Genomic DNA, 15,023 nt, shown 5'->3' with positions numbered 1-15,023 from the left:
GATGTGTATAAGAGACAGACGTAGACGCACCCGGCCCCGTATCCCTCCATCACGACGGCCTGCTCGGCGAGCTTCTGCGGGGTGGTCATGTGGCTCATCATGAGGAAACCGACGGTGTCCATGCCGAGTTCACGCGCCGCGACGATGTGGTGCGCGGAGATGTCGGCCTCGGTGCAGTGGGTCGCGACGCGCACGACGCTGGCGCCCGCCCGGTGCGCGGCGGTCAGGTCGCGGACGGTCCCGATGCCCGGCAGCACGAGGGTCGCCACCTTGGCCCGTTCTACGGTCCCGGCCACGGCTTCGATCCACTCCAGGTCGGTGTGGGCGCCGAATCCGTAGACGCAGCTGGAGCCGGCCAGCCCGTCGCCGTGGGCGACCTCGATCGAGTCCACCCCCGCCTGGTCGAGCGCCCGGGCGATCTCGGTGACCTGCTCCAGGGTGTAAGAGTGTCGCACGGCGTGCATGCCGTCACGCAGCGTGACATCACTGATGTACAGCGGCTTGCTCATTTCCTCACTCCCACAGTCGCCATCGAGTGCGCGGCGATTCGTTCCGCGGTGGCCAGGGCGGCCGACGTCATGATGTCGAGGTTGCCCGCGTAGGCGGGGAGGTAGTGCGCGGCGCCCGTCACCTGCAGCATCACGGTGACCCGGGTGCCCATGAACTTCCCGGTCTCCGGGATGTGCAACGGACGGTCGGCGTCGAACGTCTCGAACTGGACGGGTTTGGTGAGCCTGTAGCCCGGCACATACCGGGCGACCCGCTCCACCATCTCGGCGATCGACACGCCGATGGCTTCGTGGTCGCAGTCGCCCTCGACCAGGCAGTAGACGGTGTTGCGCATGAGGATCGGGGGGTCGGCCGGGTTGAGGACGATCACCGCCTTGCTGCGCTGCGCTCCGCCAACCACTTTGAGCGCGGTGGCGGTCGTCTCGGTGAACTCGTCGATGTTCGCGCGCGTGCCCGGGCCGGCCGACTTCGACGAGATGGACGAGACGATTTCGGCGTACGACACCGGAGCCGCGTCATTGACGGCGGCGACGATCGGCACGGTGGCCTGCCCCCCGCACGTCACCATGTTCAGGTTCGGCGCGTCGATGTGGTCCTCCAGGTTCACCACCGGCACACAGAAGGGCCCGATGGCCGCCGGCGTCAGGTCGAGGACCCGAACGTCCTTGTCGCGCAGCATGTTCCAATGCTTGACGTGTGCGCTCGCGCTGGTGGCGTCGAAAACGAGCCGGATGTCGTCGAAGTGGGGCATCGCCAGCAGGCCCTCGATGCCCTCGGACGATGTCGGGACGCCGAGGCGATTCGCCCGGGCCAGCCCGTCGGAGGCGGGGTCGATGCCGATCATCGCCGCCATCTCCAGCGGTCCCTCGCTGCGGAGAACCTTGATCATCAGGTCGGTGCCGATGTTGCCGGATCCGATGATGGCGACCGGATATCGTTCGTTACTCACTGAACTGCCCTTCATCACTCGAAACTCACGCTGACGGAACCAAGTCCGCTGACCGTCGCCGACGCGCGGTCGCCGGCGGCCACGAACACGGCCGTGGTGTACGAGCCGGACATGACGAGCTCGCCGGCCTCGATGGTGGTGCCGTATTCCGCGACCGCGTTGGCCAGCCAGGCGACGGCGGCGGCGGGATGACCCAGCACGGCGGTGCCCGCGCCCGTGGCAACTGTCGCGTCGTTGACGGCGAGGGTGGCGGTGGTCTCGGGGAGCGCCGGCGCCCGGCCGATCGGCACCCACTCGCCCAGCACCACCGCGCCGGAGCTGGCGTTGTCGGCGATGGTGTCCGCCAACGTGATCCGCCAGTCGGCGATTCGGCTGTCGACGATCTCGCACGCCGGGGCGACGGCCTCGGTGGCGGCCAGCACGTCGTCGATCGTCACGCCCGGCCCGCGCAGCGGCGCGCGCATCAGGAACGCGACCTCGGGTTCAACGCGCGGCGCGCAGAACGCGGTAACCGGCACGGTCGCGGCGTCGGGGAGCACCATGTTGTCGAGGATGTAGCCGAAGTCGGGCTCGTCCACGCCAAGGAGCTCCTGCATGGGCGCGGAGGTGATGCCGATCTTGTGGCCGCGCAGCGCGTGACCCTCGGCGAGGTAGCGGGCCATGTTGATGCGCTGCACCGAATACGCTTGGGCCACGGTCAGGTAAGGGTGTGTCTCCGTGAGCGGCGCGATCGGTACGCGGCTGTTCTGGGCGTCGTAGAGGAGTTGAGCGACGTCGGTCAGCTGGGCGGTTTGAACGGTCATGCCGAGTCCCCGGGCTCGAGCAGCTTGGCCGCCATGTCGAAGACGACGCGGACGTGCAGGTCCAACAACCTGGCCAGGTCGACGGAGTCGCCACCGACTTCCTTGGCGATGAACAGCCCGTCGGCGCCGGCGATCGCGTAGGTGGTCAGCAGGTGCACACCTTCGTCGTCGAGCTCCGGCGCAATCTGCCGCACCATCTCCGCGAACCGGTGGAACGCGCGATCGCGCACCTCGAGGAACATCTCCCTCGCGCGCGGTTCGACGGGCCGACGCTCCAGGCTCAGCATCAGCCCGAGGCGGAGGAAGTCCGGCGCATCGAGCAGGGCCTTGGCGACCCGGCCGCCGAACTCCGTCATCCACTCGCGGTCCGGCGTCACTTCTGTCAGGTCGAGCTCGGCCAGCCAGCGCTGGAAGCTGCGCTCGATCACCGCCGCGATCAGGTCGTCCTTGTCGGTGAAGTGCCAGTAGATGGAGGTCGGGGGGAGGCCACTCTTCTTGCTGACGAGTGAGATTGTCGTGCCGTCGTAGCCGCGCTCGGTGGCGACTTCGGTCGCCGCGTCGAGAATCCGCTCGCGCGACTGTTCCCCGTTGGCGCGCGTCCGCCGCTGAGCACGGGGTTCGGGGGCTTTGGCGCCGGCCGAATTTTTCTGTGCCACATTCCCTCCTTCTCAGGTGTTGACGATCACGCTATCGAGAGCTTACTGTATGGAGCACTACATTAACAACCTCTCCTCCGAAGGTTCCCCTCATGTCAGACCAACCGATTTATGACGTAGCGATCGTCGGGTACGGGCCGGTCGGCGTCACCGCCGCCAACCTGCTCGGCCAGCTGGGCCTCAAGGTCGTCGTCGTGGAGCGCGATCCGAACATCTACACGCGCGCCAGGGCCATCTCGACCGACGAGGAGGTCGTGCGCATCTGGCAACAGGTCGGCCTGGCCGACCGGCTCAATGCCGACATGCAGCCCGGCAACGGCGCAAACTTCGTCGACGCCAATGGCGTGCCGTTCGTGCGGCTCCTGCCCGTGTCGCGCGGCAACGGCCACCCGCCCCAGCAGTTCATCTACCAACCCGCGCTTGAGAAGGTGCTGCGCGAGGGGGTGGACCGCTTCCCCAACGTCACGGTGATGCTCGAGCACGAGTGCCTACGGGTGGTCCAGCGTGACGAGCACGTCGAACTCATGCTGGCCGATCTTCGCGCCGACGAGTTCCGGCGGATCCGGGCGTCGTACGTGATCGCCGCGGACGGCGGGTCGAGCTTCATCCGCGGGCAGCTGGGCATCGGTTTCAGCGGGCGCACCTACGGGGAGCGCTGGATCGTCATCGACACCAAGGTGCTCAAGGAATGGCCCGGCCACGACCGGCTGCGCTTTCACTGCAACCCCGAACGGCCGACCGTCGACTGCCCCACCCCGCTGGGCCATCACCGGTGGGAGTTCCCGGTGCGCGACGAGGAGGATGAGAAGGACCTCCTCTCCGAGGAGGCGATCTGGAAAGTGCTGAGGCGGCAGGGCATTTCGCCCGACAACGTGAAGATCCTCGGGTTCGCCTGCTACAGCCACCACGTGCGCTTCGCCGACCGGTGGCGCGTCGGCCGCGTCTTCCTGGCCGGCGATGCCGCCCACGCGATGCCGCCGTGGATCGGTCAGGGCATGTGCGCCGGTGTCCGCGACGTCGCGAACCTGTGCTGGAAGCTGGCCGCGGTGCTCAACGGGTCGCTGCCCGAGTCGGTGCTGGACACCTACCAAGCCGAGCGGATGCCACACGTGAAGGAGGTCACCAACCGCGCGGTCAAGACGGGCAAGCTGATCATCCAGCGCGACCCGCGGCGCGCCGCCGTGCGCAACCACTTCTTCCGCACCGCGAGCAAGGTGCCGGGGTTCACGTCCTGGCTCCGCCAGCACCGCTGGCTGCCCGACGCGCGTTACCAGAAGGGTTTGTTGGCGCACAACGGAAACGGTGCCGTCGGCTGGCTCATCCAGCAGCCGTGGGTGGTCGAGGAGAAGGGTGACGCCGTCCGCCTGGACGACGTCATCGGCGGCCGCTGGACCGTGCTGCACCTCGGGCCGGCCCCGGATCTGCGGGAGTGGCGCGAGGCAGGCGTCCCCGTCCTGAAAATCCTTGTGCCCGGCGCCGTTCCGAGCGCGGACAGCGTCGTGGACGCCGACGGCATTCTGACGCGCTGGCTCGACAAGCGCGGCGCGTCGGTGGTGGTGGTGCGGCCCGACGGGTTCGTGTACGCCGCCGCAAAGGAAGACCAGCGGTTGCCGGGGCCCCCGGCCGGGCTGAAGGTTTAAGGACGGATTCGATGACCAGCAACACCATGATCGAGCGCACCGTGCGCGTCAACGGGAAAGACATCTTCCTCGTCGAGGCTGGGGACGGCCCACCGGTGGTCCTCCTGCACGGCGGCGGGCCGGGCGCGTCGGGCGTGTCGAACTATTCGAAGAACATCGAGCCCCTGGCCGAGAACTTCCGCGTGATCGTCCCCGACATGCCCGGCTACGGCCGCTCGTCCAAGGGGGTCGATCGCGACGATCCGTTCGGCTACGTGGCCGATCACATCCGCGGCATGCTCGACCAACTCGGCATCCAGCGCGCGCACCTGGTCGGCAACTCCCTCGGCGGTGCCTGCGCGTTGCGCCTCGCCTTGGACACCCCGCATCGGGTCGACAAACTCGTGCTGATGGGCCCGGGCGGTGTCGGGACGAGCCGTGGGCTGCCGACCGCGGGGCTGAAAAGCCTGCTGTCGTACTACGGCGGCGACGGGCCCAGCCCCGACAAGCTGCGCACCTTCATCCGCTCGTATCTGGTGTACGACGGCGAATCCGTCCCGGAGGCCCTGATCGAGTCGCGCTACCGGTCGTCGATCGAGCCCGAGGTCGTCGCCAATCCGCCCCTGCAACGGCCGACGAGCCCAAAGGCGTTGTGGCGCATGGACTTCACCCGCGACCGCCGGCTCAAGCACCTGGCCACCCCGACGCTCGTTATCTGGGGACGTGACGACAAGGTCAACAAGCCCAGCGGCGCGGCGATGCTGGGCGAGCGGATGCCCAACGCCGACGTGCTCATCACGGCGAACACGGGCCACTGGGTCCAGTGGGAACGCGCCGACTTCTTCAACGCCGTCACCACCGCGTTTCTGACGGCCTGACCATCTTTAAGGAGAACCCCATGACCACTGACATCTTCGGCAACGTCCACCTGGGCTATGTCGTGATCGAAACCAACAAGTTCGCCGACTGGAAGCGCTTCGGGCGCGACGCGATCGGCATGCACCTCGACGAGATGCTGCCCGACACGATGCGGTTTCGCTTGGACGCCAACGAATGTCGCTTCCTGCTGCGGCGGGGGCCGGCGGAGGACGTCGTCGCCTTCGGTTGGCATCTCGATGACCACGCCACCTTCGACGAAATCTGCCGGCGGGTCACCGACCACGGCGTGCCGGCCGTGGAGGGCTCCGACGACGACGCCAAGCTCCGCGGCGTGGAGCGCTTCCTGCGGTTCCCCGGACCCAACGGGCTGGCCCAGGAGGTGTACACCACCGCCCGCACGGCGCCGCTGGCGCTGGACATACCGGGCAGCGGGTTCGTCACCGGCGCAGGGGGCCTGGGCCACGTGGCGATCTTCACGAAGAAGCCGCACGACATGCGGGGCTACTACGACCACGTGTTCAACGCGCGCCTGTCGGACTACATCGACGAGACGATCAACGGCCTGAAGCTGAAGGTCCGCTTCCTGCGCGTCAACGAACGTCACCACTCCGTGGCGATCGCATCCGTGAATATGTTGCCCGTCAACCCGATTCGCACGCGGGTGCAACACGTGAACGTCCAAGTCGCCACGCTCGACGACATGGTGACGTCGTATCAGCGCGTCAAGGCGCTGGGTTTCGAGATGACGATGTCGGTCGGGCAGCACACCAACGACAAGGAACTGTCGTACTACGCGATGACCCCGTCGGGCTTCGAGTGGGAGGTCGGCTGGAACCCGATCGTCGTCGACGAGTCCGTCTGGAAGCCGACGACCCACCAGGGCATCAGCATCTGGGGGCACAAGCCGGAGGGGCAGACGGTGGTCGACAAGCTCGAGATGTTCGCCGTGGCGGCGAGGTCGGCGGTGCACCGCGAAGCGACGGTCCCCGCGCTCAGTTCCCCGCCGATCGCCGACGACTGAGGTAAGCGAGGTGGATGGTGTCGTCATGAGCGCCAACGCCGCCGCCTCCGTGCCCGACGCGTTTCATCAGTCATAAGGAGTCGTCGATGAATGGCGCGGACGCCGCGATCGCACATCTGGAACGAGAAGCCGGCGCGGTGACATCCCACGGTCCCGGCTATGCCACCGTGGTCATATCGCGGCGAGTAACCGACAACGAACACCGGCGGTTTCGACGCTGGCTGCGCCGCCTGCGCCGGGCAATCGAGCGGTCTTCCGGTTACATCGGCATGAGCGTGCAGCCACCCGACGAGAACCACCCGTGCGAGTGGGTGGTGATCTATCAGTTTCGGTCAGAACGAGACCTTGATGCGTGGCTGTGCTCTGCACAGCGCGCGGCCTTGATCGCTGAATGCGACGCATATCTTGTGGATCGGCCTATAGAGCAACGCATCGTTCAACCCCGAACCGATAGCGTCACCCTGATCAGTGCTGTCCGTTTACGCCAGGGAGCCGAAAAGGCCCACCGCGAGCTCCACGAGAATGCCGTGTCGGCCGCCGGCTCGCTGGGTGGTCTTATCCGCCACCAACTCATCCCGGCCGTCGCGGGCGCTCAACCGGACACGGTGGCACTGCTGACCTTTCACACGCGCGACGATCTCGACCGCTGGATGAGGTCTGCGCAACGCCGGGACATTCTGCGCGCCATGTCGGCGCTGACCGAAAGCGAGCGAACCGTCAACGTCGTCGGTGGCTACGCCGGCTGGTTTAGCCCGCCGGGCGCGGCACCCAAACAATGGAAACAAGCGATCGCCGTGATCGCCGGATTGATACCGGTCTCACTTCTGGTCACCGCCGTCCGCCAGTCGACCGTCCCCGACCTTCCATTGTGGGCCGTGGTGCCGTTGACCGCGGTGGCGAACGTGGCGATCCTGACATGGCTCGTGATGCCGCTGATCACCCGTGCGCTACGAGGGTGGCTGACCTAACTCATCGGCCGAATGTCGGGCCGGATGGGACGGTCGGGGCCACGCGCCGGTGGGGCGGACTCCGTCATGCCGCCGTCGGCGAGTATGTCATCGAGCAGCGCGCCCACGCGATGCCGTTCCCACACGAAGAGAAGGTTCGACAGCATCTGCAGCGGTGCCCGCACGCTCTCGTCGTCGCGGATCAGGGGGTGCTTGCGGCTGTCCGGGATGGCCTCGAATCGCCTGCCGATCAACGCGGGCACGCCCAGGAGCCACGCGACGCCCATCGACGCCGCGTACAGCAGCGTGTGCCGGCGCAACCGCGCGGGATCGAGTTCCGGCCCGCCGCAACGACGTAACTCGCCCACGAACAGCTCCAGCAGCTCGTCGAGATGGGACTCCCACAGCCCCGTTTCGGCGCCCGACATGGCTCCCCAGATCGCCATGCCCAGGTTCATCTGCCCGACGCATCCCCAGTCCATCAGGCCGCAGCGCAGAACGCCGCCCGTGTCGCGCCAGAACCATGCGTTGTCGATGTTGGCGTTCCAATGGCACAGGGCGACGTAGTCGGAGTCACCGGCCAGCAGGCCCGCGATCGTGTGCTCGTGACGCGCCACACGCGGCACATCCGCACGCAGGCGCGCGAGGAGTTCCGGCGAACATGCGGGCAGCAGCCCCGGCCGGCCCCGGGCGAATGCGGCGAGTTGGTCCACCCGGCGTTCCAGTCTGTCGGCCGACAGTGGCGCGCGCTCCCCCACCGTCGCCGCGGCCACGTCCAGCGGGAAGTGTTCGGTCAATGCGGCCGGCAGCCGTCCGGACCGGTGGGTGCCGGCGAGCCGGGCCAGCGCGGTGAGCAGCGCGCGGTAATGCTCGACGGGCCGGGGCATCTCGTAGTCGAGGCACTTGTGGTACTGGGCCTCGATTCCGTTGTTGCCGAATCGAATCCGCTCGGTGATCAGGATCCCGGTGCCGCTGCGGCGGTGATAGTCGGCGAATTGCGGCTCGGGCACCGCGATTGGAAAACCCGGCGCCCTAGCCAGCGCGGCGAACCGCACCTCCGGCTCCATCTGTGTCTTGCCGCGATCGCGCGCCGGGTCGTCGAAGTCGCGCGAGAACTTGACGAACAAATCTGTGCGCAGGTTCGGTGCGGGCTTGGCGTATTCGACCGATAGCATGACTTTTCGGCCGGTGCTGCCCCCGGTGACCTCGCGGAAATCGGTGACGCAACTGACGCTGTTGTCCCGCATCGCCCCCGAGGCCAGAAACGCCTCGGTGAGAAAGCGCGGCCCGCCGGCGTACAGCGCCGCCGCGTCAGCCGGAAACGCAAACCCGTAGTGGTCCCCGACCACCCAATGCGAAGTCAATTGATTACCAGGTTTGTTCGGCCGCTCGCACCAACATGTGATTGACGGCCACCCGGCGATCACGCGTGACCATGAACAGCACCGCGTCGGCGATGTCATCCGGACGCAACTTGACCATGCCGGCGGTCTGGCGCTCGAACGCCTCCCGCGACGGCTCGGCGAGGTGGCTGAAGATCTCGGTATCGACCGTTCCGGGGCCCACGACGCCGACCCGCACCCGCTTGCCGAGCACCTCTTGGCGAATCCCCTCGCTGAAGGCGTTCACCCCGAATTTGGTCAGCGAGTACACGGCGGTGTTGGGTCGGGCGACCCAGCCGGCGGTCGAGCTGATGGTGACCAGATCCGCCACCCCGCGCGGCGAGTCGGCCGCGGCGTCGATCAGGTGCGGGAGCGCCGCGCGGGTGACATACAGGACCCCCTGCACGTTGACCGTCACCATGGCGTCCCAGTCCCGCAGCGACGCTTCGGCCGCAGGACCGGATTGCATCAAGCCGGCGTTGTTGACCACGGTGTCGAGCCGGCCGAACTCCGCGACCGTGCGCTGCACGGCCGCTGCCACCTGTTCGGCGTCGGTGACGTCGGCGGTCACGGCCAGCGCTGTGCCACCGGCGGATTCGATGTCGGCCGTCAGTTCGGCGAGCCGGTCCGCGCGCCGCGCGAGCAGTGCCACCGCCGCGCCCTCGGCGGCCAGCGCCTTGGCCGTCGCCGCGCCGATGCCGCTGCTGGCGCCGGTGACCAAGGCCGTGGTGCGTGCAAGTGTCCCCGTCATGTGCCCAGTATCTCGTGTAGCACGTACTCGGTGTGCTCGCCCAGGTCCGGTGCGCCCCGGGCGATGCGGGCCGGGTTCCGCGCCATGCGCCAGGGCGGCCCGACGATCGGCCGCTGGCCCTCGCGGTGATCGCTGACGAACCGATACAGCTCGCGGTCCCACAGCCGCTGGTCGCCGATGACGTCGACCGAGGTGGCGCTCTTGCAAGCCGGGACCCCCGCCGCGCGCAGGCGGTGGGCGAGTTGCTCGGCATCGTGGTTTCGGGTGAGCTGTGCGAGCTCGGCGTCGAGTGTTTCGGCGTGACAACGCCGTTGGCTAGTGGTGGCATAGCGTCGCTCCCGGGTCAGGGATTCGGCGCCGAGCACGTCGCACAGCGCGCGCCACTGCCCGTCGTCGGCCACGGCCACCGCGATCCAGGCGCCGTGCGCGCAGGGGTAGCAGCCGTGCGGGCACATGTCCGGGTGATCGTTGCCGTCGGGGCCGAGCGGCCGCCCGGTCAGCGCCTGTTCGAACAGGCGGTCGCCGATCATCGACGACAGTGTCTCCACGGCCGAGAGGTCCACGAATTGCCCGGTGCCGGTGAGTTCGCGATGCAGCAGCGCCACCACGGCCGCATACGCGGCCGCCGCGCCGACGGTCGAATCACCGTAGCGCATGCTCGTTCCGAGCGGCGGCCCACCGCGATAGCCGACCAGCGAGGCGACGCCCGCCAGGGCGGCAAAGCATGGCGCGTAGCCGGTTTGGTGGCCCAGCGGTCCGTCATTGCCCCACATCTTGATCGACACGGAGACGATGTCCGGCTTGATCCGGGTGAGCGCCGAATACCCCAGGCATTGGCGTTCCAACGCTCCAGGGCGCAGGTTGTTGATGACGATGTCGCTGCGGGCGATCAACTCGCGCAGACTGGCCATGCCCTCCGCGGACTTGATATCGAGGTCCACGCTGAGGATTTCGGGGTTGATGCTCAAGAAGTACGGCGCGTGGTCGATGTCGGTCCCGCCGTAGGCGCGCATCTCCTCGGGGCTGCCCGCGGTTTCGACCTTGATGACCTCGGCGCCCAGCATAGCCAGCAGCTTGCCCGCGTAGGGGCCGGCCCACACCTTGGTGAGCTCGACGACCCGCACCCCTTGCAGTGGGCCGCCGCGCGGCTCCCGGGGCGGCTTGAGTTGCGCGGACGTGACCCGCGGCCGCGGGCGCGGCGTGTCGAGGCCATCCAGCACCTGCCGGTTGTGCCGGCCGAGAGTCGGTGCGGCGGAGGTGATTCGGGCCGGGGTGGCGCTGAATTTGTAGGGCACCGTCGGATACGCCACGTCGCCCAGCACGGGGTGCCCGACCGGCTGGAAGAACCCCCGGTGGCGGTACTGCGCCGACTCGTGCAGGTCCGCGGCGCCGTTCACCGGCACGAGCGGCACGCCCAGGCGCTGCGCCCGGTCGGACGCCTCGTCCTTGGCGAGGTCCCGGACCCACGCCGCGAAGCCGCGCCGAAATGCCGCGACCTTCTCCGCGGTGACGGAGAACTCCAGCCAATCGTCCTCGAACGCGCCCAGCCAGTCCGGGTGGCCCAGCAGTTCCTTCAGGCCCACCCAATGGGCGAGGCTGGTCATGTACAGGTAGACGTAACCGTCGGCGCACGCGAAAAACGCTGCGGGGCCGGCCTGGTCGTAGTCGCCTCGGTGACCCTGCGCGGTCACCTCGCCGGTGATGAATCGGCCGAGGATGCAGTCGGCGCGGGAGGCCAGCACGGCCTGCGCGGAGAGGTCGATGGACTCGCCGCGGCCGCTGTGCAGGCGCCCGAAGAGCGACGCCGCGACGCAGAGCGCGGCGTCGAGTCCGGCTTCGTAGTCGGCCAGGAACCGGCCCGGCCCCTGCAGGGGCGGTTTGGCGGGATCCGGGTGGCTGGGCGTGTGGTATCCCCAACCGCTGGCGTGGAAGACGTTGATGCTCTTGGCATTGCCGAACTCGGCGGCCGCGAACCGCCCGAACGGGGTGATCGAACAGAACACCACATCGGGATGTCGCCGTGACCAGTCGTCGTCGCGGTCGTCGATGACCGCGTCCGCGGTGCCGATGAGCCGGTGCAGGGTCTCGACGCCGGCGGCCGAACCGAGATCCAGCACCACCGACCGTTTGTTGGTGTTGAGGTACGCGAACAGCCCGCTGCCGTCGCGACCGTCGGCCAGGATGGGCGCCATCGCCCGCGTCGGGCTGCCGCGCTCCGGCGCCTCGACCTTGATGATCTCGGCGCCGAAGTCGGCCAACAGCTTTCCGCAGTACTCCCCCGCGACGGACCCGGCCAGCTCGATGACCCGGAAACCCGTCAGCGCCGGCATGCGAGCTCTCCCAAGGCGGTCAGGGCTTGGCGCGCCCCGAGCGGCTCAGGCGCCACTCCGGCGGGAAGTTCAGGTCGTTGTCCTTGACGACGTTGTTCAGGCCCTTTTCGAAGGTGCCCTCGGTCAGGTCGACCTCTTGCGCGTCGTTGGTGATCAGCGGCAGCATGCCCTCGACCATCCCGGTGAGCAGGCTGCCGAAGTATTCGCCCTTGTGTTGCTTGTAGAGCTCCAGGAAAGTCTTCTGGACCGCGACGGTGTCGGTCGGGCGGGAGCGCGAGCACGCCAGCGCGTACTTCTCGGTCTCGGCTTCCAGCTTGTCCCGCGGCACCACGCTGTTGACGAAGCCGCAGTCGTACATCTCCTTGGCGCCGAACGGCCGCCCGGTGAACAGCATTTCGGAGAACTTGCGCAGACCCATGGTCTCGGCCCACCACCACAGCCGCGGGCCCCAGCCCACGTAGCGGAAGGCCGGGTGCCCGAAGAGGGCGTCGTCGCTGGAGATCACCAGGTCGGCGTCGCCAGCCTGGTAGAAGTGCCAGCCGTAGCAGTAACCCTTGGCCTCGATGATGCTGATCTTGCGCAACTCCTGCAGCGGCCGGTTACCCGCGCGGGCCTTGGCGTAGAAGTCGGTGACGGTCGACAGGTAGCGATACGATCCGCCGGGCGGGTACTTCACGTCGTCGTCGTTGATCGCGAGCTCGTGCAGCAGCGGCAGGCCCGGGTTCTCCAGCATCGGCCGCTGTTCGGGCAGGTCCCCGCCGCTGCCGAAATCCTCGCCCTCGCCGCGAATCACGACGACCTTCACGTCGTCGTCGACGTTGCACTTGTGGATCAGGTCGGCATAGTTCTGCCGCATGCCCAGGGTGGTGGCGTTCTGCGCGTCGGGACGATCGAACGTGATGTAGGCGATCCGATTCTTCTTGTCCTTCTCGAACTTGATGTACTGCTCGGCTTCCTTCTTCAGTTCTTCGTAGTCGTATTCGGGCATCGTCTTCTCCTCCTGAATTGGCGCTATTTGAGCAAGCTGCCCGCGTCGACGGGAAGCGAAACGCCAGTGACATAACGCGATTCGTCAGAGGCGAAGAACAACACCGCGTTGCTGATGTCCGCGGGTTCCACCCAGGGCACCGGCAGCGTGTGCATCATCTGGGAGATGGGGGCGAAGTCCTCCGGACCGGGGTTTTCCAGGTCCGGACGGAAGAGCCGGAACGTGTTGTCGTTCATCACCATCGTGGTGCTGACCTGGGTGGGCAGCACCGAGTTGACCCGGATCATGTGCTGGCCCAGTTCGACGGCGAAGGCGCGCATCAGGCCGATCACGCCGTGCTTGGCCGCGACGTAATGGCCGGTGTTCGGGTACGCCTTGCGCCCGCCGACCGAGCTGGTGAGCACGATCGATCCGCCGCGGCCACCCGAAAGGATATGCGGCACACCCGCTTTGACCGTGTGCCAAACCCCGGTCAGGTTGATGTCGATCATGTCCTGCCAGACGTTCTCACGGATCTTGTGCAGCTTCCTGCCATCGGTCCCCACGCCGGCGTTCGCGACGATGATGTCGAGGCGCCCGAGTTGTTCGACACCCGCGTCCACCGCCGATTTCAGCGCCGCGTAGTCGCGGACGTCGACCTGCGCGGTGACAATGCGCCGATCCTGGGCCTTCACCAAGTCGGCCGTCTCGGCCAGGTCCTCGGGCGTCGAATGCGGGTAGGCCAGGTTCTCGATCGGGCCGCAGACATCGATCGCGACGATGTCGGCGCCCTCCTGCGCCAAGCGCACCGCGTGGCTGCGGCCCTGGCCGCGGGCGGCGCCGCTGACGAACGCGACCTTGCCCTCGACGCGGCCCGTCATCAGGGCACCACGGTGGGCAGGGTTTCCCAGCCCCGCACCGACGACGTCGGGCTGAGCTTCGCGTTCGCCATATCGGGCTCCCACTCCGGGAAGCGCTTGAGGATTTCCTCGAGCGCGACGCGCCCTTCCAGCCGGGCCAGCGCCGAGCCCAAGCAGAAGTGGGCACCGACGCTGAACGTGAGGTGCGGCCGGGCCGGGCGGTGAATGTTGAATTCGCCTGCGTCGGGGCCGAACTGCCGCTCGTCTCGGCAGGCCGCCCCGAGCAGCATCAGCATGACGCTGCCCTCCGGCACCGTCTGGTCGTAGATGCTGACGTCGCGGGTGACGTAGCGTGCCATGTGCGGTGCGGGCGGCTCGAAGCGCAGCAGCTCCTCGATGGCCTGCGGGATGAGTGCGGGGTTCTCGACGAGTTCACGACGCTGATCGGGATGTTCGGCGAGAACCTTGCCCGCCCAACCGATCAGACGCGTGGTCGTCTCGTTTCCCGCCCCCGCCACCACGTTGAGGTACACCAGGATCTCCTCGCGCCTCAGCCGCCGCGTGGTGCCGGTCTCGTCGACGAACTCGACGTTGAGCAGCTCGGTCATGATGTCGTCGGACGGATTGTTGGCGCGCCAGTCGATGTAGGCCTCGAACTGCTCGCCCACGGACAGGCCGTGTTCGGCGGCACTCATCGGCTTGCCGGGCTCGGTGCGCAACTGGGCGTTGCCGCGGTCGCGAATGTATTCCTGATCCTCTTCGGGGATGCCGAGCAGGGCGCTGATCACCTTCATCGGCATGATCGCGCCCAGGTCGGTGACGAAGTCGAAGCGCCCCGACCCCACCAGCGGATCCAGCGATTGCGCGCAGAACTCGCGGATCATCGGCTCCAGCGCGGCGATCTTGCGGGGGATGAACATCCGCGACAGCAGCTTGCGGTGCACGTCGTGGATCGGCGGGTCTTCGAAGATCAGCATGCCCGAAGGGATTTCGAGGTTGGCCTTGATCAGTTCCATGATCACGCCCCGCGCGGAGCTGTAGGTGGCGTGGTCGACGATCGCCTTGTTCACATCCGCGTATCGACTCAGCGCGTAGAAATCGTATTCGGAGTTGTAATACAGCGGCGCCTCGTCGCGCAGGCGCTTGAACATGGGATACGGGTCGGCAATCAGCTCGACGTCGTACGGATCGAATCGCACGTGGCTGTCGGTGCTCGTCGTCACGAAATCCCTCCTACGGCTGCCGGTTACCGGACATCCCCACCGCCTGGCAGCACCGGATCCGGGTCGGGCAATTTATACACTCCGCTTAATTGCATTGCTATATGACGTGTGCACGGGCTGGGCTGA

General features: G+C 67.5%; 13 protein-coding genes and 1 pseudogene. 4 read left to right on the top strand and 10 right to left on the bottom strand.

Annotation, left to right across the window (positions count from 1 at the left end):
* The 4 genes and pseudogenes from WU80_RS16895 to WU80_RS16880 all read right to left on the bottom strand — a co-directional run.
* Positions 1 to 509, bottom strand: a pseudogene (locus tag WU80_RS16895) (4-hydroxy-2-oxovalerate aldolase); the annotation flags it as partial.
* The gene (locus WU80_RS16890; protein WP_055401491.1) at positions 506 to 1,474 is read right to left on the bottom strand and encodes an acetaldehyde dehydrogenase (acetylating); all 969 of its coding nucleotides are present in this window, start codon (positions 1,472 to 1,474) and stop codon (positions 506 to 508) included. The pseudogene WU80_RS16895 and the gene WU80_RS16890, both read right to left, overlap by 4 nt.
* The gene (locus tag WU80_RS16885) at positions 1,474 to 2,262 is read right to left on the bottom strand and encodes a 2-keto-4-pentenoate hydratase (RefSeq protein ID WP_055401493.1); all 789 of its coding nucleotides are present in this window, start codon (positions 2,260 to 2,262) and stop codon (positions 1,474 to 1,476) included. Before WU80_RS16885 ends, WU80_RS16890 begins: the two co-directional genes overlap by 1 nt.
* Positions 2,259 to 2,918, bottom strand: coding sequence for a TetR/AcrR family transcriptional regulator (locus tag WU80_RS16880; RefSeq protein ID WP_055401495.1), 660 nt, complete (start codon positions 2,916 to 2,918; stop codon positions 2,259 to 2,261). The genes WU80_RS16885 and WU80_RS16880 overlap by 4 nt, the downstream gene beginning before the upstream one ends.
* A gap of 92 nt (positions 2,919 to 3,010) precedes the next feature.
* On the opposite strand from WU80_RS16880, the gene WU80_RS16875 reads away from it, so the two are divergent.
* From WU80_RS16875 to WU80_RS16860, 4 genes are all read left to right on the top strand, one after another.
* Positions 3,011 to 4,558, top strand: coding sequence for a bifunctional 3-(3-hydroxy-phenyl)propionate/3-hydroxycinnamic acid hydroxylase (locus WU80_RS16875; RefSeq protein WP_055401497.1), 1,548 nt, complete (start codon positions 3,011 to 3,013; stop codon positions 4,556 to 4,558).
* 11 nt (positions 4,559 to 4,569) lie between these two features.
* The gene (locus tag WU80_RS16870; RefSeq protein WP_055401499.1) at positions 4,570 to 5,415 is read left to right on the top strand and encodes an alpha/beta fold hydrolase; all 846 of its coding nucleotides are present in this window, start codon (positions 4,570 to 4,572) and stop codon (positions 5,413 to 5,415) included.
* A gap of 20 nt (positions 5,416 to 5,435) precedes the next feature.
* The gene (locus WU80_RS16865; protein ID WP_055401501.1) at positions 5,436 to 6,437 is read left to right on the top strand and encodes a VOC family protein; all 1,002 of its coding nucleotides are present in this window, start codon (positions 5,436 to 5,438) and stop codon (positions 6,435 to 6,437) included.
* An 86-nt stretch (positions 6,438 to 6,523) separates the two neighbouring features.
* Positions 6,524 to 7,405 (top strand): antibiotic biosynthesis monooxygenase, encoded by an 882-nt coding sequence (locus WU80_RS16860; RefSeq protein WP_055401503.1) that lies wholly within the window; start codon positions 6,524 to 6,526, stop codon positions 7,403 to 7,405.
* Here WU80_RS16860 and WU80_RS16855 read toward each other — a convergent pair.
* Genes WU80_RS16855 through WU80_RS16830 form a run of 6 tightly spaced genes read right to left on the bottom strand, consistent with a single transcriptional unit; the run spans position 7,402 to position 14,897 of the window.
* Positions 7,402 to 8,733 (bottom strand): hypothetical protein, encoded by a 1,332-nt coding sequence (locus WU80_RS16855; protein ID WP_231633840.1) that lies wholly within the window; start codon positions 8,731 to 8,733, stop codon positions 7,402 to 7,404. The two genes, WU80_RS16860 and WU80_RS16855, sit on opposite strands and share 4 nt — an antisense overlap.
* Before the next feature lie 19 nt (positions 8,734 to 8,752).
* On the bottom strand, positions 8,753 to 9,517 hold the full coding sequence (locus WU80_RS16850) for an SDR family NAD(P)-dependent oxidoreductase (RefSeq protein WP_055401505.1): 765 nt from the start codon (positions 9,515 to 9,517) through the stop codon (positions 8,753 to 8,755).
* A complete protein-coding gene (locus WU80_RS16845; RefSeq protein ID WP_055401507.1) occupies positions 9,514 to 11,847 on the bottom strand; it encodes a CaiB/BaiF CoA-transferase family protein in 2,334 nt (777 codons plus the stop codon). The genes WU80_RS16850 and WU80_RS16845 overlap by 4 nt, the downstream gene beginning before the upstream one ends.
* Positions 11,848 to 11,866: 19 nt before the next feature.
* The gene (locus WU80_RS16840; RefSeq protein ID WP_055401509.1) at positions 11,867 to 12,835 is read right to left on the bottom strand and encodes an enoyl-CoA hydratase/isomerase family protein; all 969 of its coding nucleotides are present in this window, start codon (positions 12,833 to 12,835) and stop codon (positions 11,867 to 11,869) included.
* Between the two features lie 23 nt (positions 12,836 to 12,858).
* A complete protein-coding gene (locus WU80_RS16835; protein ID WP_055401511.1) occupies positions 12,859 to 13,695 on the bottom strand; it encodes a mycofactocin-coupled SDR family oxidoreductase in 837 nt (278 codons plus the stop codon).
* A complete protein-coding gene (locus tag WU80_RS16830) occupies positions 13,695 to 14,897 on the bottom strand; it encodes a cytochrome P450 (RefSeq protein ID WP_055401513.1) in 1,203 nt (400 codons plus the stop codon). Before WU80_RS16830 ends, WU80_RS16835 begins: the two co-directional genes overlap by 1 nt.
* Positions 14,898 to 15,023: the final 126 nt, after the last annotated feature.

It is taken from the genome of Mycobacterium sp. UM_11, from assembly GCF_001414075.1.
Classification (GTDB): domain Bacteria; phylum Actinomycetota; class Actinomycetes; order Mycobacteriales; family Mycobacteriaceae; genus Mycobacterium.
The sequence above is the reverse complement of the archived record's forward strand: the minus strand, read 5'-3'. Positions and strand labels throughout refer to the sequence as shown.